Consider the following 21,915-nt stretch of genomic DNA (forward strand, 5'->3'; position numbering starts at 1 on the left):
TGACCGGTCGTACCCGCGATCAGATGACGGTCCGATGGGACAGTACGTTCTGTCGCCCCCCGGTCACGTTCCGCCACGCCGCAGGCAGGGCGGCGGCCACGTCCGAGGCGGTGACCGGCCCGTACCCGCCGTACCCGGCGTCGCCACCGGCCGCGATCCTGCCCGCCAGGCCGTGCAGGTAGGCGGCGGCCGAGGCCGCGTCCAGCGGGGCCAGGCCGCTGGCCAGCAGCGACCCGGCCAGTCCGGAGAGGACGTCGCCACTCCCGGCCGTGGCCAGCCAGGGGGTCCCGGTCGGGTTGACCCGGACCGGCAGCGCCGGGTCGGGTCCGGCGACGACCGTGGTGGAGCCCTTGAGGAGCACCGTGCAGCCGTACCGCTCGGCGATCAGCCGGGCGTACCGCAGCCGCTCGGCCTCGACCTGCGCGGCGGTCACCGTCACCCCCGCCCCCGCCAGCAGCGCCGCCGCCTCGCCCGCGTGCGGGGTCAGCAGCAGCCGTCCGTCCGGCGCCGGGCCGCCCGGGCGGCGGGCCAGCAGCCGCAGGCCGTCGGCGTCGACCAGCGTCGGCACGCCCGCCGCCAGCGCCTCCGCCAGCGTGCGCTCGGCCGCCTCGCCGTCCGCGAGCCCGGGGCCGACCACCCACGCCTGCACCCGCCCGGCCGCCTTCGGGCCGCCGTCGCTGACCAGCGTCTCCGGGTGCGCCCGGACCACCTCCCGGGCCGCGGTACCGGCGTAGCGGACCGCGCCCGCGCCGCCGCGCAGCGCGGCCGAGACCGCGAGCACGGCCGCGCCCGGGTAGCGCTCCGAGCCCGCCGCGACGCCGACCACCCCGCGCCGGTACTTGTCGCTCTCGGCGGTCGGCCGGGGCAGCAGCGCGGCCACGTCGGCGTGCTGGAGCACCTCGGCCACCGGGGCGGGCGGCTCCAGGCCGATGTCCACCAGCCGCACCACGCCCGCGCGTCCGGCGCCGGGGTCGACGAAGAGGCCCGGCTTGTAGGTACCGAAGGTCACCGTCACCGTCGCGGTCACCGCCTCGCCGGGGACCTCGCCGGTGTCGGCGTCCACCCCGCTCGGCAGGTCCACCGCGACCACCCGGACGCCCGCCCGCTCGGCCGCGCGCAGGTACGGCAGCGCCGGTTCGCGCAGGCCGCCCCGGCCGCCGATGCCGACGATGCCGTCCAGCACCAGGTCGGCGCGGCCGATCTCGCGCTCCCCGGCGGCCCGGTCGGCCGCCGCCGCGCCCCCGGCGGCCAGCAGCGCGGCCAGTCCGGCGGCGTGCGCGCGCTCCGGCGCGAGCAGCACGGCGTGCACCCGCACCCCGCGCGCGGCCAGCCGGGCGCCCGCGAACAGCGCGTCGCCGCCGTTGTCGCCGCTGCCCGCCAGCAGCACCACCCGCCGCCCGCGCACTCCCCCGCGCCCGGGCCCCCGCCCCTCCGGGCCCGCCAGCAGGTCCAGGCAGGTCGCCGCCAGACCGGCCGCCGCCCGCCGCATCAGCGTGCCCTCCGGCAGCCGGGCCATCAACGCCGCCTCGGCGGCCCTCACCTGTTCGACCGTGTGCGCGTACCGCATCCGTGCGTCCCCTCATTCGGTTGCTGGAGCTCAGCGGTTCCGGGCGTCAGCCCTCGGCGATCACCACCGCTGACGCTACGCCCGCGTCATGGCTCAGCGAGAGATGCCACGTCCGCACACCCAGCTCCGCCGCCCGCGCGGCGACCGTGCCGCGGACCTCCAGCAGCGGACGCCCGGACGGCTCGGTGCGCACCTCGGCGTCCGTCCAGGACAGGTTGCCGGGCGCGCCCAGCGCCTTGGCGACGGCCTCCTTGGCGGCGAACCGTGCGGCCAGCGAGGCGCCGCCGCGCCGCTCGCCGCTGGGCAGGTACAGCTCGCCCTCGGTGAACAGCCGCTGGGCCAGGCTGGGAGTGCGCCGCAGCGACTCCTCGAAGCGGTCGATCGCCGCCACGTCGATCCCGACCCCGATGATCATCAACTGTCCCCTTCGCCGCTCCGCTGCCGCCCTCATCGTCCCCCACCTGCCCCCACCGGCCCCCACCACCGGGAAAGGCTCAGCCGCCGCCGAGTCTTGGCTGGACAATGGACCGCATGCGCATCCGACTGCTCGGCCCCCTCGTGGTGGGCGACCCCGACGGCGCGACCGTCAAGCTCGCCGGTACCCGGGTGCGCGTCCTGCTCACCGCGCTCGCCCTGGAGGCCGGGCAGCCGGTCTCCGCGGCCCGGCTGATCGACACGCTCTGGCCGCGGGAGCAGCCCGCCAACCCGGCCAACGCGCTACAGGCGCTGGCCTCGCGGCTGCGCGGCGCGCTCGGCCGGGAGCTGGTGGCCGCCACCGCGACCGGCTACCAGCTGGCGCTCGACCCCGACCAGGTGGACGTGCACCGGTTCGAGGCGCTGCTGCGGCAGCCGGGACCGGCGGTGGAACGGCTCAGTGCCGCGCTGGCGCTGTGGCGCGGCCCGGCGCTGGCCGACGTCCCCGGCTTCGCCGACGCCGCCGCCCGGCTGGAGGCCCGGCGCGAGACCGCCCGCGAGGACCTGCTGGAGGCCCGGCTGGACGCCGCCGAGGCGGACCCCGGGCCGCTGCTGGCCGAGCTGCACGCGTGCACCGCCGAGGCCCCGCTGCGGGACCGGCCGCGGGCGCTGCTGATCCGCGCACTGCACCGGGCGGGGCGCGGCGCCGAGGCGCTGGCCGTGTACGAGCAGGGCCGGGTGCTGCTCGCGGAGGAGCTGGGCATGGACCCCTCCCCGCTGCTGCGCCGGGCCCACCGGACCGCGCTCGGCCCCGCGCCGGAGAGCACCCCGCCGGAAAGCACCCCGCCGGAAAGCAGGGCGCCGGAAAGCAGGGCGCCGGAGAGCCCCGCGGCGGGCCGCCCGACGCCGGAGAGCCCCGCGTCCGGGGCGGCTCCGGCGGCGCCGCGCGCGCTGCCCGCGCCGCTCACCAGCTTCCTCGGCCGGGAGGACGAACTAGCGGCCGTCCAGGCCGAGTTGAACGCCGTCCGACTGGTCACCCTGACCGGCCCCGGCGGCGCCGGAAAGACCCGGCTGGCGCTGGAGGCGGCCGGGCGCAGCGGCGCGGCCGACGTCCGGCTGGTGGAGCTGGCCCCGGTCGGCGGCCCGGCGGACGTCCCCTCGGCGGTGCTGGCCGCGCTGCACCTGCGGGCGGCGGTCAGCGCCCAGCGGCCCACCGGGATACCGCACCCGGTCGCGGAGATCCCGGAGCGGATCGTCGCCGCCCTGGGCAACCGGCCGCTGCTGCTGGTACTGGACAACTGCGAGCACGTGGTGGAGGCGGCGGCCGTGCTCACCGCGCGGCTGCTGGCCGACTGCCCCGGGCTGCGGGTGCTGGCCACCAGCCGCGAGCCGCTGGGCATCACCGGCGAGCAGCTGCATCCGGTACCGCCCCTGGGGTTCCCCGACGTTGCCTACGAGGAGCAGCGCCTGACGGTGGATCAGGCCTTCGGCTTCGCCGCGGTCCGGCTGTTCGCGGACCGCGCGGCGGCGGTGCGCCCCGGCTGGGCCCTGACCGAACCCGACCTCCCGCCGGTACTGCGGATCTGCCGGACACTGGACGGCCAGCCGCTGGCGATCGAGCTGGCCGCCGCCCGGATGCGCAGCCTCTCCCCCGAGCAGATCGACCAGCGGCTGGCCCGCCGGTTCCACCTGCTCACCAGCGGCAGCCGCACCGTGCTGCCCCGGCACCGGACCCTGCGCGCGGTGGTGGACTGGAGCTGGGACCTGCTGGAGAAGCCGGAACGGGATCTGCTGGCCCGGATGTCGGTGTTCGCCGGCAGCGCCTCGCTGGAGACCGTGGAACAGGTCTGCGCGACCGCGCAGTCGCCCGCCGAGGAGGTACTCGAAGTGCTGTCCTCGCTGGTCGACAAGTCGCTGGTGACCCGGACCGGGGCCGGGCGCTACCGGCTGCTGGAGACCATCCGGGCGTACGCGCTGGAACGGCTGGAGGCCTCCGGCGCCACCGTCGCCGCCCGCGACGCGCACGCCGCGCACTTCCTCGCCTTCGCCGAGGAGGGCGAGCCGCGCCTGTACACCGGCGAGCAACTGGTCTGGTTCCCGCGCTTCCTGGTCGAGCACGACAACCTGATCGCCGCGCTGCGCTGGGCCGTCGAGCACGGCGACGCGGTCACCGCGCAGCGGCTGATCGCCGCCGTCAGCTGGTACCTGTGGCGGCGCGGCGAGCGCGGCGAGAACCTGGAGCTGGCCAACGCGGCCCTGGCCATGCCCAGCGACGGCACCCCGCCGCTGGCCCGCGCGGTCGCCTACGGGATCACCGCCCTCTACAGCCTGGACACCACCTGGGACCTGCCGGAGTCGCTGCGGCTGATGCACATCGGGATCGACCTGCGGGACCAGCTGGGCGACCCCTTCGCCCATCCGATCCTGCCGATGCTCGACATCATGGCCGCGCTGTTCGAGTCCAGGGACGAGAACGTGGAGCAGCTGGCGGCCCGGCTGTTCGACGCCCCCGACCCCTTCGTCCGCGCCACCGCGCACCTGTTCATGGGCTTCTCCCGGCAGAACAGCGGCCGGGCGGCCGAGGCCGAGTCGTACATGCACGAGGCCGCCGCCCGGTTCCGGGCCGTGGGCGACCTGTGGGGGCAGTCGTTCTGCGCGGCCGGACTGGCCGACTACGCGCAGTGGCGCGGCGACCTGGAGGAGGCGATGCGGCTGTGGCGGCTGGCCATCTCCTTCGAGGACCAGCTCGGCATCAGCGGCGAGTCCGCCGACTACCGCTCCCGGATGATCCACACCACCGGCCTGCTCGGCGGATACGACGAGCAGACGATCCGCACGCTGGAGGACGAGGTGGAGACCGCCCGGCGCGAGGGCTCCTGGATGACGGTGCTGGCCACCCACACCTCCCTCGCCGACGCCTACCGGCACACCGGCGCACCGGAGCGCAGCCGCCCGCTGCTGCGGCAGGCCTGGGGCCCGGTCGAGCAGCGGATCGGCGGCGCGCCGCAGGTGCAGGCACTGCTGCTGTCGGCGCTCGGCTACGTCGAGGCGGCCTGCGGCGACCTGGAGGCCGCCGCCGAACAGCACCGGACCGCCCTGTCCGCGGCGGCCGCCGCCCACGACGGGCCGATCATCGCCGACTGCCTCCAGGGCTGGGCCGACCTGGTGCTGCGCCGGGGCGACCCGGTCCGCGCCGCGGAGCTGCTGGGCGCGGCGCACCTGCGGCGTGGCATGCCCGACCTGTCCTCGCCGGACGTCCGCCGGGTCTCGGCCGGGGCCGAGGCCGCCCTGGGCCCGGCGGAGTACGCCCGGGCGTACGAACGCGGCCGGACCACCCCGAGCGAGGAGACGCTCTCCGCACTCGGGGTGGGACCGGAGAGCCTGTCCGGGCCCTCGCCCTGGGCGGCCGCCGCCACCACGGATCAGCTGCGCCGCTGGTAGGCGCGGAGCGCCAGCGGGAAGAAGACCAGCGCGAACACCGCCGCCCAGAGCAGGGTGTGGATCACCGGGGCCTGTATCGCGCCGCCGTCCAGCAGCGCCCGCATCGCGTTCACCAGCGAGGTCACCGGGTTGACCTTCACCCAGGCCTGCAACCAGCCCGGCATCGAGGACACGCTGACGAAGGCGCTGGAGGAGAAGGTCAGCGGGAACATCACCACGAAGCCCAGCATCTGCACCTTCTCCGGGTTCGCCGCGACCATGCCGACCAGCACCATCAGCCAGGACATGGCCAGCGCGAAGACCACCATCAGCGCCATCGCGCCGACCACGCCGAGCGCGCTGTGCGGGTGGAAGCCCAGGACCATGCCCAGGGCCAGCATCAGGACCAGCGACCACAGCTGCTTGGCCAGGTCGGCCAGGACCCGTCCGGCCAGCGGGGCCGAGCGGGCGATCGGCAGGCTGCGCAGCCGGTCGAAGACGCCCTTCTGGATGTCGGTGTTCAGCCCGACCGCGGTGTTCATGGTCGCGAACAGGCCGTTCTGGACCACGATCCCGGCCAGCGCGTACTGGAGGTACGCATGGGTGGAGCCGGACATCTGGCCGCCGAACACGTAGGTGAACAGCAGCAGGAACATGATCGGCTGGATGCTGAGGTCCATCAGCTCCATCGGGTTGTGCTTGATCTGCACCAGGTTGCGCCAGGCCAGGGTGCCGGTGTGGCGCACGCCGGTGACCAGGCCGATCCGGCCGGTGGCCGGGACGGCGGGGGATGCGGTGAGCGTAGCCATGGTCAGACTCCTGCCTTGACGGTCCGGTCGGTGTTCGGGGCGGCCTGCGCGGGGTCCTGCGCGGCCTGCCCCGGCTCGGCACGGTGCCCGGTCAGGGTCAGGAAGACCTCGTCCAGGCTGGAGCCGCGCAGCGCCAGCTCGCTCACCGCGAGCCCGGCCTCCTCCAGTCGGCGGACCACCGCCGGCATCAGCGCGACGTCCCGCACCGGGACGCTGACCAGGCCGTTCGCGGTCCGCTCGGCGGCCGAACCGGCCACCTCGGCGACCAGCCGGTGCACCTCGTCCAGCTCGGCCGAACGCGCCGGGCGCAGCTCCAGCACCTGCCCGCCGACCTGCGCCTTGAGGCCCTCCGGGGTGCCCTGGGCGATCACCCGGCCGTGGTCCACCACCACGATGTCGTCCGCCAGCTGGTCCGCCTCCTCCAGGTACTGCGTGGTCAGCAGCACCGTGACCCCCTCGCTGACCAGGCCCCGGACGATGTCCCACAGCTCGTTGCGGCTGTGCGGGTCGAGGCCGGTGGTCGGCTCGTCCAGGAACAGCACCTCCGGGCGGCCGACCAGCGAGGCGGCCAGGTCCAGTCGGCGGCGCATGCCGCCGGAGAAGGTCCCGGCGGCCCGGCCGCCGGCCTCGGTCAGGTCGAACTTCCGCAGCAGCTCGGCCGCGCGGGCCCGGGCGTCCGGGCGGCTCAGGCCCAGCAGACGGCCGATCATCAGCAGGTTCTCGGTGCCGGTCAGCATCTCGTCCACCGCCGCGTACTGCCCGGTCAGCCCGATCCGGGCGCGGACCGCCCCGGCCTGCCTGACCACGTCGAGGCCGCCGACCAGGGCCCGTCCGGAGTCCGGGCGCAGCAGCGTGGCCAGGATCCGGACCACCGTGGTCTTGCCCGCGCCGTTCGGCCCGAGCACCCCCAGCACCGTCCCGGCCTCGGCCGCCAGATCCACCCCGGCCAGGGCCCTGGTCTCCTTGAAGCTCTTGACCAGGCCCTCTGCCTGGATCGCGTAGGTCATCGCGGCCTCCCCGTCGATACGTCGTGTTCCGAGGACGACTCTGCACCCCGCCACTGACAACCGGTTGAGACGAATCTCTCGTCACTGACAGGCGGCTGACACGCCCATCCGAACCGTCTGGCCGGAGAATGGGTGACGTGCCGATCACGCTCGAAGCCCAACGCCGCGCTGACGCCTCCCCCTTCGTCGACCTCGACCGGGCGGAGTGGAGCGCGCTGCACCAGCGCACGCCGCTGCCACTGTCCGCCGAAGAGGTGGAGCGGCTGCGCGGCCTCGGCGACGTCATCGACCTGCAGGAGGTCGAGGACGTCTACCTGCCGCTGTCCCGGCTGCTCAACCTGTACGTCACCGCGACCGGTCGGCTGCGCGGCGCGCTGAACGAGTTCCTCGACGACAACAGGCACACCCACACCCAGGCCGGAACGCCGTTCGTGATCGGTGTCGCCGGAAGCGTCGCCGTCGGCAAGTCCACCACCGCCCGGGTGCTCCAGGCGATGCTGGCCCGCTGGCCGGAGCACCCCCGGGTGGAGCTGGTCACCACCGACGGCTTCCTGCTGCCCAACGCCGAGCTGCGGCGCCGGGGCCTGATGTCCCGCAAGGGCTTCCCGGAGTCCTACGACCGCCGGGCGCTGACCCGCTTCGTCGCCGACGTGAAGTCGGGCAAGGACGAGGTCACCGCTCCGGTCTACTCGCACCTGGTGTACGACATCGTCCCGGACGAGCGGCTGGTGGTCCGCCGCCCGGACATCCTGATCGTGGAGGGCCTGAACGTCCTCCAGCCCGCGCTGCCCGGCCTCGACGGCCGCACCCGGGTCGCCGTCGCCGACTTCTTCGACTTCTCCATCTACGTGGACGCCCGCGCCGACGACATCGAGCGCTGGTACCTGGAGCGCTTCCGCAAGCTCCGGGAGACCGCCTTCCAGGACCCGTCCTCCTACTTCCGCCGCTTCACCGAGGTCCCGGAGGCGGAGGCGCTGGACTACGGCCGCCAGGTGTGGCGCACCATCAACCGGCCCAACCTGATCGAGAACGTCGCCCCCACCCGGGGCCGCGCCAGCCTCATCCTGCGCAAGGGCAACGACCACAAGGTCCAGCGCATCCGACTGCGCAAGCTCTGACCCACGGCCGCGCCACGCGAACACCCCCACAGCCCGTCGTCCGGGCCGAGGGGGTGGCGGTGCGCGCGGGGGTCAGCAGCCGAGGCGCTGGCGGACCACCTCGGCGAGGCGGTCGGCGATGGCGTGGACCCGGTCCACGTCGGCGGCCTCGACCATGACCCGGACCAGCGGCTCGGTGCCGGAGGGGCGGAGCAGGACCCGGCCGGTGCTGCCGAGCTCGGCCTCGGCCTCGGCGACGGCCGCCAGCAGCAGTCCGTCGGTCGAGGCCCGGGCCTTGTCCACGCCCTTGACGTTGACCAGCACCTGCGGCAGCCGGGTCATCACCGAGGCCAGCTCGGTCGCGGTCTGCTTGGTCGCGGCGAGCCGCGCGGCCAGCATCAGGCCGGTGAGGGTGCCGTCACCGGTGGTCGCGTGGTCCAGGAAGATCACGTGACCGGACTGCTCGCCGCCCAGGTTGTAGCCGTGCTCCTTCATCGACTCCAGCACGTAGCGGTCGCCGACGGCGGTCTGCACCAGCTCGATGCCCTCGCGCTCCATCGCCAGCTTGAAGCCGAGGTTCGACATCACCGTGCCGACCACGGTGTTCCGGCCCAGGGTCCCGGCCTCGCGCATGGCCAGGGCGAGCACCGCGAGGATCTGGTCGCCGTCGATCTCGTTGCCCTCGGCGTCCACCGCCAGGCAGCGGTCGGCGTCGCCGTCGTGGGCGATGCCCAGGTCCGCGCCGTGCTCGACCACGGCCGCGCGCAGCGGGCCGAGGTGGGTGGAGCCGATGCCGTCGTTGATGTTCAGGCCGTCCGGCGCGTCGCCGATGGTGTGCACCACCTCGGCCCCGGCCCGGCGGAAGACCTCCGGCGACACCTTCGAGGCGGCGCCGTGCGCGCCGTCGATGACCACCCGCAGGCCGTCGAGGCGGTTCGGCAGCACCGACAGCAGGTGCGCCAGGTACTGCTCGAAGCCCGCGTCGTGGTCGCGGACCCGGCCGACGTCCGCGCCGGTGGGACGCTTGCGCTCCTCGGTGCCCAGCAGCTCCAAGTGCGCCTCGACGGCGTCCTCGATCTCATCGTCCAGCTTGTGGCCGCCGCGCGCGAGGAACTTGATGCCGTTGTCCGGCATCGGGTTGTGGCTCGCGGACAGCATCACGCCGAAGTCCGCCCCCAGCAGCCCGGTCAGGTACGCCACGGCGGGCGTCGGCAGCACGCCGACCCGCAGCACGTCGACGCCGGAACCGGCCAGTCCGGCGATCACCGCCGCCTCCAGGAACTCGCCCGAGGCACGGGGGTCCCGGCCGACCACCGCCAGCGGGCGGTGCCCTTCAAAAGCCCCGGCATCGCCGAGCACGTGCGCCGCCGCGACCGACAGGTTCAGCGCCAACTCGGCCGTGAGGTCCGTATTCGCCAAACCGCGCACGCCGTCCGTGCCAAAGAGTCGTCCCACTGATCTGTCCTCCGCGCCTCGTCATCCACAATCAAACCAGGTATCCGAACGCACAACACGCCCCGGGAGTCGTGCTCCCGGGGCGTGAAGTCCAGCCTCGGCCCCCGGAGGGACCCGAAGCAGGGAGGCTTAGCGCTTGCTGTACTGCGGTGCCTTACGGGCCTTCTTGAGACCGGCCTTCTTGCGCTCGACGGCGCGCGGGTCACGGGTCAGGAAGCCGGCCTTCTTCAGGGCCGGGCGGTTGGCGTCGACGTCCACCTCGTTCAGCGCACGGGCGACGCCCAGGCGCAGGGCGTACGCCTGGCCGGAGATGCCGCCGCCGTTGATGCGGGCGATGATGTCGTAACGGCCGTCCAGCTCAAGGAGCTTGAAGGGCTCGTTGACGATCTGCTGGTGCACCTTGTTGGGGAGGTACTCCTCCAGGGTGCGACCGTTGATCTTCCAGACACCGGTGCCGGGGACGATGCGCACGCGGGCGATCGCCTCCTTGCGGCGGCCGAGGCCGGCGGCCGGAACGGCCTCGGCGAAACGGCCCACAAGGGACTCGGTGGTGTACTCGGTAGGCTCCTCGACCTCGATCTCGAAGGTCTCGTCGACCTCAAGCGGGGTCTCGGCAGTGGTCTCGGCCACGATTCTCCTCAGCTGCGTTCTTCTAGATTCGGGGGTGGCCGGTACTACTGCGCGACCTGGGTGATCTCGAACGGCACCGGACGCTGGGCAGCGTGCGGGTGCTGGTCGCCCGAGTAGACCTTCAGCTTGGAGAGCATCTGACGGCCCAGGGAGTTCTTCGGGATCATGCCCTTGATGGCCTTCTCGACGGCCTTCTCCGGGTTGTTCGCCAGGAGGTCGTCGTAGCGCACGGAGCGCAGACCGCCCGGGTAACCGGAGTGGCGGTAGGCCAGCTTCTGGGTCTTCTTGTTCCCGGAGAGGTGCACCTTGTCCGCGTTGATGATGATGACGAAGTCACCCATATCAAGGTGCGGCGCGTACACCGGCTTGTGCTTACCCCGGAGGAGGTTCGCGGCCTGGGAGGCCAGGCGGCCGAGCACGACGTCTCGGGCATCGATGACGAGCCACTGACGCTGGACGTCGCCGGGCTTGGGGCTGTACGTACGCACGGTCGTAGCCTTCGCTTTTCAGTGAGTGAGTCCTGACTGGACCACCCGGACGATCAGAAGCAGCCAGGACATGCTTCCCCGGACGCAATCGGATGGGCACATCGCTGCTTATCGGCCCGGTGGACCGGCGTAATGACCTCTCACGTGAGATGGAGCGAGCCAATACGCACAACGAACTAGCAGAATACCGGGACGGACCCGTACGGGTCAAAATGCCCGCTCGGAACCGCAGTACCCTGCCAGATCCTCACGCCATACTACGCCCACCCGTCACCCACCACCGCCCTACACCGGAAGCGCTACGCGCTCAGCCCGCTCACCGTCACCCACCACCGCCCCACACCGGAAGCGCTGCGCGCTCAGCCCGCTCCCCGTCACCCACCACCGCCCGCCTAGCGGTCGCGGACCACGCGGGACTCGTCCCAGACCGGTTCCGGGGCCTCGTACACCCGGCCGTCGGAGCCGAAGACCACGAAGCGGTCGAAGGACTTCGCGAACCAGCGGTCGTGGGTGACCGAGAGGACCGTGCCCTCGAAGCCCTCCAGGCCCTCCTGCAGCGCCTCCGCGCTCTCCAGGTCCAGGTTGTCCGTCGGCTCGTCCAGCAGCAGCGCGGTCGCGCCGGACAGCTCCAGCCGGAGGATCATCAGCCGGGCCTGCTGGCCGCCGGAGAGGTCCTGGAAGCGGCGCTCCTCCTGGTGATGCAGCTCATAGCGGCGCAGCACGCTCATCGCCGCCTTGCGGTCCAGCGCGTGCTCGGACTCCAGGATCTCCCTGGTGGTCCGGCCGAAGAGCTCCGGGTGGGCGTGGGTCTGGGCGAAGTGCCCCGGCACCACCCGCGCGCCGAGCCGGAACCCGCCCTGGTGGGCGACCTCCTCCCCGGCCAGCAGCCGCAGGAAGTGCGACTTGCCGGAGCCGTTGGAGCCCAGTACCGCGATCCGCTCGCCGTAGAAGACCTCCAGGTCGAACGGGGCCATCAGGCCGGTCAGTTCCAGCCGCTCGCAGGTCAGCGCCCGGACGCCGGTGCGCCCGCCGCGCAGCCGCATGGTGATGCTCTGCTTGCGCGGCGGCTCCGGCGGCGGGCCGATCTCCTCGAACTTCCGCAGCCGGGTGGTCGCCGCCGCATAGCGGGAGGCCATGTCGTGGCTGCGGGCCGCGTAGTCGCGCATGTCCAGCACCAACCGCTTGAGCTGGGCGTGCTTCTCGTCCCAGCGGCGGCGCAACTCGTCGTAGCGGGCGAAGCGCTCCTCGCGGGCGGCGTGGAAGGTGGCGAAGCCGCCGCCGTGCACCCACACCTCGCTCCCGGCCGCGCCCGGCTCCACGCTGACGATCTTCTCGGCGCTGTTGGCCAGCAGCTCCCGGTCGTGCGAGATGAACAGCACGGTCTTGGCGGTGCTGCGGATCTGCTCCTCCAGCCAGCGCTTGCCGGGGACGTCCAGGTAGTTGTCCGGCTCGTCCAGCAGCAGCACCTCGTCCGGGCCGCGCAGCAGCGCCTCCAGCACCAGCCGCTTCTGCTCGCCGCCGGAGAGGGTGTTCAGGCCGCGCCACTGCGCCCGGTCGTAGGGCATGCCCAGGGCCGCCGTGGTGCAGACGTCCCAGGTGGTCTCGTAGTCGTAGCCGCCGACGTCGGCCCAGTCGGCCAGCGCCTGGGCGTAGGCCAGCTGGGTCTTCTCGTCGTCCTGGGCGACCATCGCCAGCTCGGCCGCGTCCACCGCCCGCGCGCCGCCGCGGATGCTCGGGGGCGCGACCGACACCAGCAGGTCGCGTACGCAGGCGTCGTGCGCCAGCTCGGGGCCGTCCTCGTCGTGCCCGGGGGTCCGGCCCGGATCGTCGGTGCCGCGGCCGGTGGTACCGACGAACTGCCGCATCACGCCCAGGCCGCCGCTGACCGTGACCGAGCCGCCGTGCGGCTGGATGTCCCCGGCGACCATTCTGAGCAGCGTCGTCTTGCCCGCGCCGTTGGCGCCGACCAGGGCGACCGAGCTGCCCTCGCCGACCCGGAAGGACGCGTCGTCGAACAGCACCCGTCCGTCGGGCAGGTAGTACTCAAGGTGTGAAATCTCGACGTGTCCCATGGTCACCGATTGTCCGCTGACCGGGGCCGACACCCAAACGGGTTTTACCGGACTATGCTCGCGGCCCATGAGCAAGCCCATGAGCAAGCCCATGGACAAGGGGCCGGCGGGCGAGGGGCCGGACGCGGACCAGGCCACCGCGCCGCTCCCCCGCCGCGGGGTGGACGCCTCCGGGCGGATCCCCACCGCGTACGGGCCGGGGAACCCCGTGCGGGACCAGCTGGACGCGGCGCACTACCGCATCCGGCCGGGCGCGCCGAACCTGCCGATCCCCGAGCCGCAGCAGGCCGACGGCAGCGCCGAGGCCGACGCGGCGGCGTACCCGATAAGGCCGGGCACGCCGGAGGAACCGGCCTACGAGCGGTTCCAGGCGCTGGCCGAGCGCAAGGAAAGGCTGGACCGGCGACGGACCCGGATCCGCTGGGGCGCCGCACTGGTCGCGCTGTGCTGCCTGGTGGCGGTCGGCGTGGCGCTGCTGGCGTCGTCCTCGCCGAAGAAGCGCCAGGCCGCCGCCCCGCAGCCGACCCTCGCCCCGGCGAACCCCACGCCCAGCCCCACCGCTCCGCCGAGCACCGCTTCGAGCACGCCTTCTGACGCGCCGTCGGCATCCGCACCGGCGGCGAACCCGGTCACCCTCCTCTCCGGCGCCGCGACCGACGGCGCGCCGCTCGACGCCGCCGGCTTCTTCGCCGGACGCACCGTCACCGTCGACAAGCAGTCCTACACCCGGGCACTGACAACCGGCTCCGCCTGCACCCCGGCGGTCACCGCGCAGCTGGCCGCCGTCCTCACCCGCAACGGCTGCCGGACGCTGCTGCGCGCCAGCTACTCGGCCGGGACCACCGCGGTGACCGTCGGCGTCGCGGTCTTCGACAGCGCGGCCCAGGCCCAGGCCGTCAAGCAGCAGACCACCGGGAACCTGCAGCCGCTCAGCGGCGGCGGGCTGCCGGTCTTCTGCCGGTTGGTGGTCTGCCGGATGACCACCAACGCGATCGGGCGCTACGCGTACTTCACCGTCGCCGGGTACACCACCGGCAAGCCGGTCCCGGCGAACGACACCAGTGCCTACGCGGCCACCACCGCCATGAACCAGCTGGTCTTCGACGGGCTGCTGGCCCGGGCCCAGCGGGAGGCGGCGACGCCTAGCGCGGGCTGAGCACCCGCAGGTTGCGCGCGGCACGGCTGCGCGCGGCCAGCTCGGCGTCGGCCGGGTAGCCGACCTCCTCCAGCGTCAGCCCGTGCGGCCGGACCACGGTGACCGCGGAGTCCCGCACGCCCCCGGCCAGCACCCGCGCCGGGAAGTCCGCCGGTCGCTGCCCGCCGCCGACCAGCAGCATCGAACCGACCAGCGCCCGCACCATGTTGTGGCAGAAGGCGTCCGCCCGGACGGTACCGACCACCAGCCCCGGCAGCGCCGGGCCGAGCAGCGCGTCGCCGGGCATCCGCTCCCAGCGGAAGTCCAGCAGCTCGCGGATGGTGGTCGCGCCCTCGCGCTTCTTGCAGTACGCCGCGAAGTCGTGCTCGCCGACCAGCTCCCGAGCTGCCGCGTTCATCAGCTCGACGTCCAACTCCCGGTCGTGCCACAGCACATGGGAACGCCGCAGCGGGTCCACCCCGGCCTGGGTGTCGCACACCCGGTACGCGTAGCGGCGCCAGACCGCCGAGAAGCGCGCGTCGAAGCCCGCCGGGGCCTCCGCCGCCCGCCACACCCGCACGTCCCCGGGCAGCCGCCCGGCCAGCCGCCGCAGCAGCTTCTCGCCCTCGGCCAGCCACAGCTCCCGCGGCAGGTCCAGGTGCGCCACCTGGCCGCGCGCGTGCACCCCGGCGTCGGTCCGCCCGGCCACGGTCAGCGGGAACACCTCGGGCTGCCGCAGCACCACCCGGATCGCGTCCTCCAGCTCGCCCTGGACCGTCCGCCGCCCGCTCTTCTGCTTGGCCCAGCCGGAGAACTCCGTCCCGTCGTACGACAGGTCCAGCCGCACCCGGACCGCCCCCTCGGCGGGCCCGTCCCGCCGCTCCGGCTGCTCCGCGCAGTCAGCGGTCGTCGTCATCGCTCGTCTCCTCCGTCACACGTCCCGCACACGTCCCGCACACGTCCTGGTAGAGGCCAGCCGTCCGGTACACGGCCACGGGCCCGCCCTCCCCGGGGGGAAGGCGGGCCCGTCGGCGGACTGGCGTCGCTGGACTACTCGGCGGCCTCGGCCGGAGCAGCGTCCTCGACGACCTCGGCGGCCGGAGCGGCGGCCTCGGTCTCCTTGACGGCGCGCTTGGTCGCGGCCTCGGCCTCGCCGACCGAGGTCTGGGCCACGGTGAGGGCCTCGACCAGCTCGATCACGGCCATCGGGGCGTTGTCGCCACGACGGGGGCCGATCTTGGTGATGCGGGTGTAGCCACCGGGGCGGTTCTCGTAACGAGGCGCGATCTCGGTGAACAGGGTGTGCAGCACAGACACGTCGGTGATGGTCTTGCGGACCTCACGGCGGTTGTGGATGTCACCCTTCTTGGCCTTGGTGATCAGCTTCTCCGCCACCGGGCGCAGGCGGCGAGCCTTGGCCTCGGTGGTGGTGATGCGGCCGTACTGGAACAGCTCACGGGCCAGACCGGCGAGCAGCAGACGCTCGTGGGACGGGCCGCCGCCGAGGCGGGCACCCTTCGCGGGGCGGGGCATGGTGTCTCCTTGGATCTCCGACCCCCGGCCGTACCAGGTACCGGGGCGGGCGCAGCGGCACGGTTGCCGCTACGACTTCTCACACACAGCTTTCAAGGGTACGGGACCGCCGGAGCGGTCCCGTACCCGGTGGAACTCAGCGGCGGAAACCTCAGTACTGCTCGGTCTCCGCGAAGCCCGGGTCGTCGTCGTCGGCGCCGAAGGCGTCGGCGGCGGCGGTCGGGTCGAATCCGGGCGGGCTGTCCTTGAGCGCCAGGCCCATGCCGGCCAGCTTCGCCTTAACCTCGTCGATCGACTTCGCACCGAAGTTGCGGATGTCGAGCAGGTCGGCCTCGGAGCGGGCGACGAGCTCACCCACGGAGTGGATGCCCTCGCGCTTGAGGCAGTTGTACGACCGAACGGTGAGCTCAAGCTCCTCGATCGGCAGGGCGAGATCAGCGGCCAGGGCGGCGTCCGTCGGGGACGGGCCCATGTCGATGCCCTCGGCGTCGATGTTCAGCTCGCGAGCGAGACCGAACAGCTCCACCAGGGTCTTGCCGGCCGAGGCCATGGCGTCGCGGGGACGCATGGCGGGCTTGGTCTCGACGTCGACGATGAGCTTGTCGAAGTCGGTACGCTGCTCGACTCGGGTCGCCTCGACCTTGTAGGTGACCTTGAGCACCGGGCTGTAGATGGAGTCGACCGGGATCCGGCCGATCTCCTGGCCCGACTGCTTGTTCTGGACGGCGGAGACGTAGCCGCGACCGCGCTCGACGGTCAGCTCCATCTCCAGCTTGCCCTTGCCGTTGAGCGTGGCCAGGACCAGCTCGGGGTTGTGCACCTCGACACCGGCCGGGGGCGCGATGTCGGCGGCGGTGACCAGACCCGGGCCCTGCTTGCGCAGGTACATCACGACCGGCTCGTCGTGCTCCGAGGAGACGACCAGCTGCTTGATGTTCAGGATGAGGTCGGTGACGTCCTCCTTGACGCCCGGCACGGTGGTGAACTCGTGCAGGACCCCGTCGATCCGGATGCTGGTGACAGCGGCACCGGGGATCGAGGAGAGGAGGGTGCGGCGGAGCGAGTTGCCGAGGGTATAGCCGAAGCCCGGCTCCAGCGGCTCGATGACGAACCGGGAGCGGAACTCGTCGACGACCTCTTCGGTCAGCGACGGACGCTGAGCGATCAGCATGGGGGAATTCCTCCAGATAGATCTTCGGCACCCACTATTTGATGCCGACAAAGCAAGGATACGGCCCCCGCGCGAACGGGGGCCGTATCCGGAAGCCACTCACCGAAACGGCGCGTGTCAGACGCGGCGGCGCTTCGGGGGGCGGCAGCCGTTGTGCGGGGTGGGGGTGACGTCCTGGATCGAGCCGACCTCCAGGCCGGTGGCCTGGATGGAGCGGATCGCGGTCTCGCGGCCGGAGCCGGGACCCTTCACGAAGACGTCGACCTTGCGCATGCCGTGCTCCTGGGCGCGACGCGCGGCGGCCTCAGCGGCCATCTGCGCGGCGAACGGAGTCGACTTGCGGGAGCCCTTGAAGCCGACGTGGCCCGAGGACGCCCACGCGATCACGTTGCCCGAGGGGTCCGTGATGGAGACGATGGTGTTGTTGAACGTGCTCTTGATGTGCGCGTGGCCGTGAGCGACGTTCTTCTTTTCCTTGCGGCGGATCTTCTTCGCGCCGGCAGCCTGACGACCCTTGGGGGGCATAAGTCTGTTTCTCCTACTGAGGTGGTCGGTCCGCTAGCCCAGCGGGCCGGATTGAAGTCCGGTTAGTGGGGCGGACTACTTCTTGCCGGGCTTCTTCTTGCCGGCAATCGCGCGACGCGGACCCTTGCGGGTACGGGCGTTCGTGTGGGTGCGCTGACCGTGGACCGGCAGGCCGCGGCGGTGACGCAGGCCCTGGTAGCACCCGATCTCGACCTTGCGGCGGATGTCGGCCGCGACCTCACGGCGGAGGTCACCCTCGACCTTGAAGTTGGCGTCGATGAACTCACGCAGCTTGACCAGGTCCTCTTCGGTGATGTCGCGAACGCGGACGTTCGGGTTCACACCGGTCTCGGCCAGGGCCTGCTGCGAGCGGGTACGGCCGATGCCGTACACGTAGGTGAGGGCGATCTCGATCCGCTTTTCGCGGGGGAGATCAACGCCGGCGAGGCGTGCCATGAATGTGGCTCCTGTGTTCCTTCGGAGGTCTGACGCGATGCCTCTCGTTCAGCTCACGCTGAGCGAGCCCCGGCCTCCGGACCGAGGGTGGCAGTCCACTCGCGAACTCGCGAGTGGATCGGGCATCCCGCTTATGTTGTTTTTCGCGTCGCGCGAAGAGTTACGACCCGTGCAGGGAAGCGATCAGCCCTGGCGCTGCTTGTGGCGCAGGTTCTCGCAGATCACCATGACCCGCCCGTGACGGCGGATCACCTTGCACTTGTCGCAGATCTTCTTGACGCTCGGCTTGACCTTCATGGGATTCAGGTTCTCCGGGTCGAGCGCGCCCCGGTGAGGGGGCGCGAGATCTGCTGCTTACTTGTACCGGTAGACGATACGTCCACGGGTCAGGTCGTACGGGCTGAGCTCCACGACGACGCGGTCGTCCGGGAGGATACGGATGTAGTGCATCCGCATCTTGCCGCTGATGTGGGCGAGGACCTTGTGACCGTTTTGGAGCTCTACCTTGAACATGGCGTTCGGCAGAGACTCGATGACGGTGCCCTCGATCTCGATGGCGCCTTGCTTTTTGGCCATGTCCTGCGGGTATCGCCTTCCGGATTTGACTACCGTAGTCGGCGCTCACGCAGGGACCGCTAAGTCCACCCCGCCACTGGTAGTGCGAGGACGTGCGGATGCAAGCTACGAGTGAGCCGACACAGCAGTCTACGTCACCGGCCAAGCTATAGCGAAATCGTCGGCCCAGCGGTTCGGGCCGACGGCGCGAGTCGGCGGTGCGAGTCGGCGGCTCAGGCCAGCGGATCCGGGGCGGCGGTGATGCCCAGCTCCGCCAGCCGGGCCCGGCCGCCGTCGAAGGCGGTCAGCACCAGCGGACCCTCCTCGGTCACCGCGATCGAGTGCTCCCAGTGCGAGGCCCAGGTGCCGTCGTTGGTCTTGACGGTCCAGCCGTCCTCCAGCGTGCGGGTGTGCGGCGTCCCCAGGCTGACCATGGGCTCGATCGCGATGCAGAAGCCGGGGACCAGCTTCACCCCGCGACCGCGCCGGCGGTCGACGTAGTTCAGCAGGTGCGGGTCCATGTGCATCTCGGAGCCGATGCCGTGGCCGCCGAAGTCCTCGATGATGCCGTACTTGCCCTTGGGCGGCAGCGGCTGGCGGCGGATGTACGCCTCGATGGCGCGGCTCAGGTCGGACAGCCGGTTGTTCTTCTTCACCTGGGCGATACCGGCCCACATGGAGTCCTCGGTGACCTGGCTCAGCCGCAGCAGCTCCTCCGGGTGGCCCTCGCCGACGAAGACGGTGATCGCCGCGTCGCCGTGCCAGCCGTCCACGATCGCGCCGCAGTCGATGGAGATCATGTCCCCGTCGGCGAGCTTGCGGTCGCCCGGGATGCCGTGCACCACCTCGTCGTTCACCGAGGCGCAGATGACCCCGGTGAAGCCGTGGTAGCCGAGGAAGTTGGACTTGGCGCCGTGGCCGTCGATGACCTTCGCCGCGATCGCGTTCAGCTCGCCGGTGGTGATCCCCGGCGCCACCGCCTCCCGGCAGGCCTTCAGCGCCTCGGCGACGACCAGCCCGGCCTCCCGCATCTTGGCGATCTGCTCCGGGGTCTTGATCTCAACAGCCATGCTTGTTCGCCTTCCCGCTCCCGCTCCCGCGGGATCCCGTTCGTCCCTGCCCGGCCACCGTTCCACGGTACGACCGTCCGCCCGAACGCGCTCCGGCCGTGACCCCCCTGCGGGCGTCACGGCCGGTTCGCGCGTACGCGCGTCGACTCACTCGGAGCCGACTGTTTCCCTGTCCTCGGTGTCCTTGTTCCGGCGCAGCGCCTCGATGGCCCGCCCGGTGACCTCGTCCACCTTGCCCAGCGCCGGGATGGTGGTGACCAGTCCCTGCTTCTGGTAGTACGCGATGATCGGCTCGGTCTGCGTGTGGTAGACCTCCAGCCGGACTCGCACGCTCTCCTCGCTGTCGTCCCCGCGCTGGTAGAGCTCACCGCCGCAGACGTCGCAGACGCCCGGCACGGCCGGGGTGTTGTACTCCACGTGGAAGATGTGCGCGCTGTCGTTGCGGCACACCCGCCGGCCCGCGATGCGGCGGACCACCTCGTCCTCGGGGACCTCCAGGTCCAGCACGCCGTCCAACTCGATCCCCCACTCGGTGAGGATCTCGTCCAGCGCCACGGCCTGGGCCACGTTGCGGGGGAATCCGTCGAGCAGGAAGCCGTTGGCGGCGTCCGGCTGGGCCAGCCGGTCCTTCGCCATGGCGATGGTGACCTCATCCGGTACCAGCTCGCCCGCGTCCATGATGCTCTTCGCGGCAAGGCCCAGCTCGGTGCCCTGACTGATGTTGGCGCGGAACAGGTCACCGGTGGACACGTGCGGGATGGACAGGGTCTTGGCCAGCAGCGTGGCCTGAGTACCCTTCCCGGCCCCGGGCGGCCCGACGAGGACGATTCGCATCAGCGGAGGAACCCTTCGTAGTTGCGCTGCTGGAGCTGGCTCTCGATCTGCTTCACAGTTTCAAGGCCGACACCGACAACGATCAGGATGCTCGTACCGCCGAACGGGAAGTTCTGTGACGCACCGAATGCCCCGAGCGCGATCAGCGGCACCATGGCGATCAGGCCCAGGTACAGCGAGCCCGGCCAGGTGATCCTGGTCAGCACGTAGTTGAGGTATTCGGCAGTCGGGCGGCCGGCCCGGATGCCCGGGATGAAACCACCATACTTCTTCATGTTGTCGGCCACTTCCTCGGGGTTGAAGGAGATGGCGACGTAGAAGAACGCGAAGAAGACGATCAGCAGGAAGTCGACCGCCATGTAGAGCGGCTTGTCGCTCTTGGTCAGGTTCGCCTGGATCCAGACCGCCCAGCCCTTGGTCGTGTCCCCGCTCAACTGGACGACCAGCGCCGGGATGTAGAGCAGCGAGCTGGCGAAGATGACCGGGATCACACCCGCCTGGTTGACCTTCAGCGGGATGTAGGTCGAGGTGCCGCCGTAGGCCCGGCGGCCGATCATCCGCTTCGCGTACTGGACCGGGATCCGGCGCTGTGCCTGCTCGACGAAGACCACCAGGCCGACCATGCACAGACCCATGATCATCACGAAGACGAAGGTGGCCCAGCCCTTCTCGGTCTTGATGTTCCAGAGCGAGGAGGGGAAGCCGGAGGCGACCGAGGTGAAGATCAGGATCGACATGCCGTTGCCGATGCCGCGGTCGGTGATCAGCTCACCGAGCCACATGATCACCACAGTGCCCGCGGTCATGGTGATGACCATGGTGGCGATGGTGAACACCGACTGGTTCGGGACCACCTTGGACGCGTCGCAACCGGCCCCGGCGCTGCTGAACAGCGCGCCGCTGGAGGCGGTGGCCACGATGCCGGTCGCCTGCAGCACGGCGAGGGCGATGGTCAGGTACCGGGTGTACTGGGTGATCTTGGTCTGCCCGGACTGCCCCTCCTGCTTCAGGGCGTCCAGCCGCGGGATCACCACCGTCAGCAGCTGCAGGATGATGCTGGACGTGATGTAGGGCATGATGCCCAGCGCGAAGATGGTGATCTGCAGCAGCGCGCCACCACTGAACAGGTTCACCAGGCCCAGCAGGTTGGTCCCGCTGGCCTCTGCGGACACACAGGCCTGGACAGCCTTGAAACTGACTCCGGGTACGGGGATGTGCGCACCCATCCGGAAGACAGCCATGATGGCCAGCGTGAACAGCAGCTTCTTGCGCAGGTCGGGCGTCTTGAACGCCCGGGCGAACGCGGTGAGCACGGTGCCTCCTGCAGCTCCCTGCCGAGGCGGCGGGAGGGACGGTGGATCTGGGCCCGGCACGGTTCCGAACAGGGCCTGACAGTGGGGGGATCCGCTCGCGGAACCGGCGCGCAGACAACAGACCGCCGCCAGACTACAAGTGGACTCCACGGACTCTAACAGTCCGTGGCCGCCCGAATGAAGCGCGTGCCCGCATGCATCTTCAGCTGTGCCCCCGCCATGTGTGCGGTTGTCACCCTTCGTCCCCAACAGGCGCGGGTTGGAGCGGTGTGTCGAACGGATCGGGGGCGGAACGCAGAACGTCGGGCCCGCCCCCCGAAAGGGGGACGGGCCCGACGCTTGTGCCAGTCGAACGCTCTGCGGC

Annotated in this window: 21 protein-coding genes; 3 read left to right on the forward strand and 18 right to left on the reverse strand. The window is 71.8% G+C overall.

Annotated features, from left to right (window positions below; genetic code table 11):
• Positions 1-19 precede the first annotated feature (19 nt).
• Together GXP74_RS35010 and GXP74_RS35015 are read right to left on the reverse strand one after the other, a co-directional pair.
• On the reverse strand, positions 20-1,567 hold the full coding sequence (locus tag GXP74_RS35010) for an NAD(P)H-hydrate dehydratase (protein ID WP_182455256.1): 1,548 nt from the start codon (positions 1,565-1,567) through the stop codon (positions 20-22).
• Between the two features lie 46 nt (positions 1,568-1,613).
• On the reverse strand, positions 1,614-1,982 hold the full coding sequence (locus GXP74_RS35015) for a holo-ACP synthase (protein ID WP_182455257.1): 369 nt from the start codon (positions 1,980-1,982) through the stop codon (positions 1,614-1,616).
• 116 nt (positions 1,983-2,098) lie between these two features.
• Here GXP74_RS35015 and GXP74_RS35020 point away from each other — a divergent pair, with 116 nt between their 5' ends.
• The gene (locus tag GXP74_RS35020) at positions 2,099-5,422 is read left to right on the forward strand and encodes a BTAD domain-containing putative transcriptional regulator (protein WP_182455258.1); all 3,324 of its coding nucleotides are present in this window, start codon (positions 2,099-2,101) and stop codon (positions 5,420-5,422) included.
• Here GXP74_RS35020 and GXP74_RS35025 read toward each other — a convergent pair.
• Both GXP74_RS35025 and GXP74_RS35030 read right to left on the reverse strand, forming a co-directional pair.
• Positions 5,404-6,210 carry an ABC transporter permease gene (locus GXP74_RS35025; protein ID WP_182455259.1) on the reverse strand — a complete coding sequence of 269 codons (807 nt, stop codon included), beginning with the start codon at positions 6,208-6,210 and terminating at the stop codon, positions 5,404-5,406. The genes GXP74_RS35020 and GXP74_RS35025 overlap by 19 nt on opposite strands.
• A gap of 2 nt (positions 6,211-6,212) precedes the next feature.
• A complete protein-coding gene (locus GXP74_RS35030) occupies positions 6,213-7,217 on the reverse strand; it encodes an ATP-binding cassette domain-containing protein (protein ID WP_182455260.1) in 1,005 nt (334 codons plus the stop codon).
• A gap of 128 nt (positions 7,218-7,345) precedes the next feature.
• On the opposite strand from GXP74_RS35030, the gene coaA reads away from it, so the two are divergent.
• A complete protein-coding gene (gene coaA / locus GXP74_RS35035; protein ID WP_182455261.1) occupies positions 7,346-8,335 on the forward strand; it encodes a type I pantothenate kinase in 990 nt (329 codons plus the stop codon).
• A gap of 72 nt (positions 8,336-8,407) precedes the next feature.
• Here the strand turns inward: coaA and glmM are convergent, their stop codons facing one another.
• The 4 genes from glmM to GXP74_RS35055 form a co-directional block, all read right to left on the reverse strand.
• Complete coding sequence (gene glmM / locus GXP74_RS35040) at positions 8,408-9,769, reverse strand: phosphoglucosamine mutase (RefSeq protein WP_182455262.1); 1,362 nt, start codon at positions 9,767-9,769, stop codon at positions 8,408-8,410.
• A 129-nt stretch (positions 9,770-9,898) separates the two neighbouring features.
• Positions 9,899-10,399: a 30S ribosomal protein S9 gene (gene rpsI, locus GXP74_RS35045; RefSeq protein ID WP_182455263.1), complete on the reverse strand. Its 501-nt coding sequence runs from the start codon at positions 10,397-10,399 to the stop codon at positions 9,899-9,901.
• 44 nt (positions 10,400-10,443) lie between these two features.
• A complete protein-coding gene (gene rplM, locus GXP74_RS35050) occupies positions 10,444-10,887 on the reverse strand; it encodes a 50S ribosomal protein L13 (protein ID WP_182455264.1) in 444 nt (147 codons plus the stop codon).
• Between the two features lie 392 nt (positions 10,888-11,279).
• Positions 11,280-12,959 (reverse strand): ABC-F family ATP-binding cassette domain-containing protein, encoded by a 1,680-nt coding sequence (locus GXP74_RS35055; protein ID WP_182455265.1) that lies wholly within the window; start codon positions 12,957-12,959, stop codon positions 11,280-11,282.
• Between the two features lie 67 nt (positions 12,960-13,026).
• Between GXP74_RS35055 and GXP74_RS35060 the strand changes: the two genes are divergently transcribed.
• Complete coding sequence (locus tag GXP74_RS35060) at positions 13,027-14,115, forward strand: hypothetical protein (RefSeq protein ID WP_182455266.1); 1,089 nt, start codon at positions 13,027-13,029, stop codon at positions 14,113-14,115.
• Here GXP74_RS35060 and truA read toward each other — a convergent pair.
• The 10 genes from truA to secY all read right to left on the reverse strand — a co-directional run bounded on the left by truA (position 14,102) and on the right by secY (position 21,551).
• Positions 14,102-15,010: a tRNA pseudouridine(38-40) synthase TruA gene (gene truA / locus GXP74_RS35065; RefSeq protein ID WP_182455267.1), complete on the reverse strand. Its 909-nt coding sequence runs from the start codon at positions 15,008-15,010 to the stop codon at positions 14,102-14,104. The two genes, GXP74_RS35060 and truA, sit on opposite strands and share 14 nt — an antisense overlap.
• A gap of 134 nt (positions 15,011-15,144) precedes the next feature.
• Positions 15,145-15,627: a 50S ribosomal protein L17 gene (gene rplQ, locus GXP74_RS35070; protein WP_182455268.1), complete on the reverse strand. Its 483-nt coding sequence runs from the start codon at positions 15,625-15,627 to the stop codon at positions 15,145-15,147.
• 151 nt (positions 15,628-15,778) lie between these two features.
• A complete protein-coding gene (locus GXP74_RS35075) occupies positions 15,779-16,798 on the reverse strand; it encodes a DNA-directed RNA polymerase subunit alpha (RefSeq protein WP_182446179.1) in 1,020 nt (339 codons plus the stop codon).
• Between the two features lie 117 nt (positions 16,799-16,915).
• A complete protein-coding gene (gene rpsK / locus GXP74_RS35080) occupies positions 16,916-17,323 on the reverse strand; it encodes a 30S ribosomal protein S11 (protein ID WP_030251538.1) in 408 nt (135 codons plus the stop codon).
• Between the two features lie 75 nt (positions 17,324-17,398).
• Entirely contained in the window at positions 17,399-17,779 is a 381-nt protein-coding gene (rpsM, locus tag GXP74_RS35085; protein ID WP_182455269.1) for a 30S ribosomal protein S13, read from the reverse strand.
• A 183-nt stretch (positions 17,780-17,962) separates the two neighbouring features.
• Positions 17,963-18,076: a 50S ribosomal protein L36 gene (gene rpmJ / locus GXP74_RS35090; protein ID WP_009740505.1), complete on the reverse strand. Its 114-nt coding sequence runs from the start codon at positions 18,074-18,076 to the stop codon at positions 17,963-17,965.
• Positions 18,077-18,133: 57 nt separating this feature from the next.
• Positions 18,134-18,355, reverse strand: coding sequence for a translation initiation factor IF-1 (gene infA / locus GXP74_RS35095; RefSeq protein ID WP_003956442.1), 222 nt, complete (start codon positions 18,353-18,355; stop codon positions 18,134-18,136).
• Between the two features lie 212 nt (positions 18,356-18,567).
• Positions 18,568-19,404 (reverse strand): type I methionyl aminopeptidase, encoded by an 837-nt coding sequence (gene map, locus GXP74_RS35100; protein ID WP_182455270.1) that lies wholly within the window; start codon positions 19,402-19,404, stop codon positions 18,568-18,570.
• A 147-nt stretch (positions 19,405-19,551) separates the two neighbouring features.
• On the reverse strand, positions 19,552-20,238 hold the full coding sequence (locus GXP74_RS35105) for an adenylate kinase (RefSeq protein WP_182455271.1): 687 nt from the start codon (positions 20,236-20,238) through the stop codon (positions 19,552-19,554).
• Positions 20,238-21,551 carry a preprotein translocase subunit SecY gene (secY, locus tag GXP74_RS35110; protein WP_182455272.1) on the reverse strand — a complete coding sequence of 438 codons (1,314 nt, stop codon included), beginning with the start codon at positions 21,549-21,551 and terminating at the stop codon, positions 20,238-20,240. Before secY ends, GXP74_RS35105 begins: the two co-directional genes overlap by 1 nt.
• Positions 21,552-21,915: the final 364 nt, after the last annotated feature.

Source organism: Streptacidiphilus sp. P02-A3a (assembly GCF_014084105.1).
GTDB lineage: Bacteria > Actinomycetota > Actinomycetes > Streptomycetales > Streptomycetaceae > Streptacidiphilus.

Bases quoted from the DNA above. Each gene is read 5' to 3' on its own strand.
- GXP74_RS35010 (WP_182455256.1), bottom strand. From the start codon at position 1,567: ATGCGGTACGCGCACACGGTCGAACAGGTGAGGGCCGCCGAGGCGGCG.
- GXP74_RS35015 (WP_182455257.1), bottom strand. From the start codon at position 1,982: ATGATCATCGGGGTCGGGATCGACGTGGCGGCGATCGACCGCTTCGAG.
- GXP74_RS35020 (WP_182455258.1), top strand. From the start codon at position 2,099: ATGCGCATCCGACTGCTCGGCCCCCTCGTGGTGGGCGACCCCGACGGC.
- GXP74_RS35025 (WP_182455259.1), bottom strand. From the start codon at position 6,210: ATGGCTACGCTCACCGCATCCCCCGCCGTCCCGGCCACCGGCCGGATC.
- GXP74_RS35030 (WP_182455260.1), bottom strand. From the start codon at position 7,217: ATGACCTACGCGATCCAGGCAGAGGGCCTGGTCAAGAGCTTCAAGGAG.
- coaA (WP_182455261.1), top strand. From the start codon at position 7,346: ATGGGTGACGTGCCGATCACGCTCGAAGCCCAACGCCGCGCTGACGCC.
- GXP74_RS35055 (WP_182455265.1), bottom strand. From the start codon at position 12,959: ATGGGACACGTCGAGATTTCACACCTTGAGTACTACCTGCCCGACGGA.
- GXP74_RS35060 (WP_182455266.1), top strand. From the start codon at position 13,027: ATGAGCAAGCCCATGAGCAAGCCCATGGACAAGGGGCCGGCGGGCGAG.
- truA (WP_182455267.1), bottom strand. From the start codon at position 15,010: ATGACGACGACCGCTGACTGCGCGGAGCAGCCGGAGCGGCGGGACGGG.
- rplQ (WP_182455268.1), bottom strand. From the start codon at position 15,627: ATGCCCCGCCCCGCGAAGGGTGCCCGCCTCGGCGGCGGCCCGTCCCAC.
- GXP74_RS35075 (WP_182446179.1), bottom strand. From the start codon at position 16,798: ATGCTGATCGCTCAGCGTCCGTCGCTGACCGAAGAGGTCGTCGACGAG.
- rpsK (WP_030251538.1), bottom strand. From the start codon at position 17,323: ATGCCCCCCAAGGGTCGTCAGGCTGCCGGCGCGAAGAAGATCCGCCGC.
- rpsM (WP_182455269.1), bottom strand. From the start codon at position 17,779: ATGGCACGCCTCGCCGGCGTTGATCTCCCCCGCGAAAAGCGGATCGAG.
- rpmJ (WP_009740505.1), bottom strand. From the start codon at position 18,076: ATGAAGGTCAAGCCGAGCGTCAAGAAGATCTGCGACAAGTGCAAGGTG.
- infA (WP_003956442.1), bottom strand. From the start codon at position 18,355: ATGGCCAAAAAGCAAGGCGCCATCGAGATCGAGGGCACCGTCATCGAG.
- map (WP_182455270.1), bottom strand. From the start codon at position 19,404: ATGGCTGTTGAGATCAAGACCCCGGAGCAGATCGCCAAGATGCGGGAG.
- GXP74_RS35105 (WP_182455271.1), bottom strand. From the start codon at position 20,238: ATGCGAATCGTCCTCGTCGGGCCGCCCGGGGCCGGGAAGGGTACTCAG.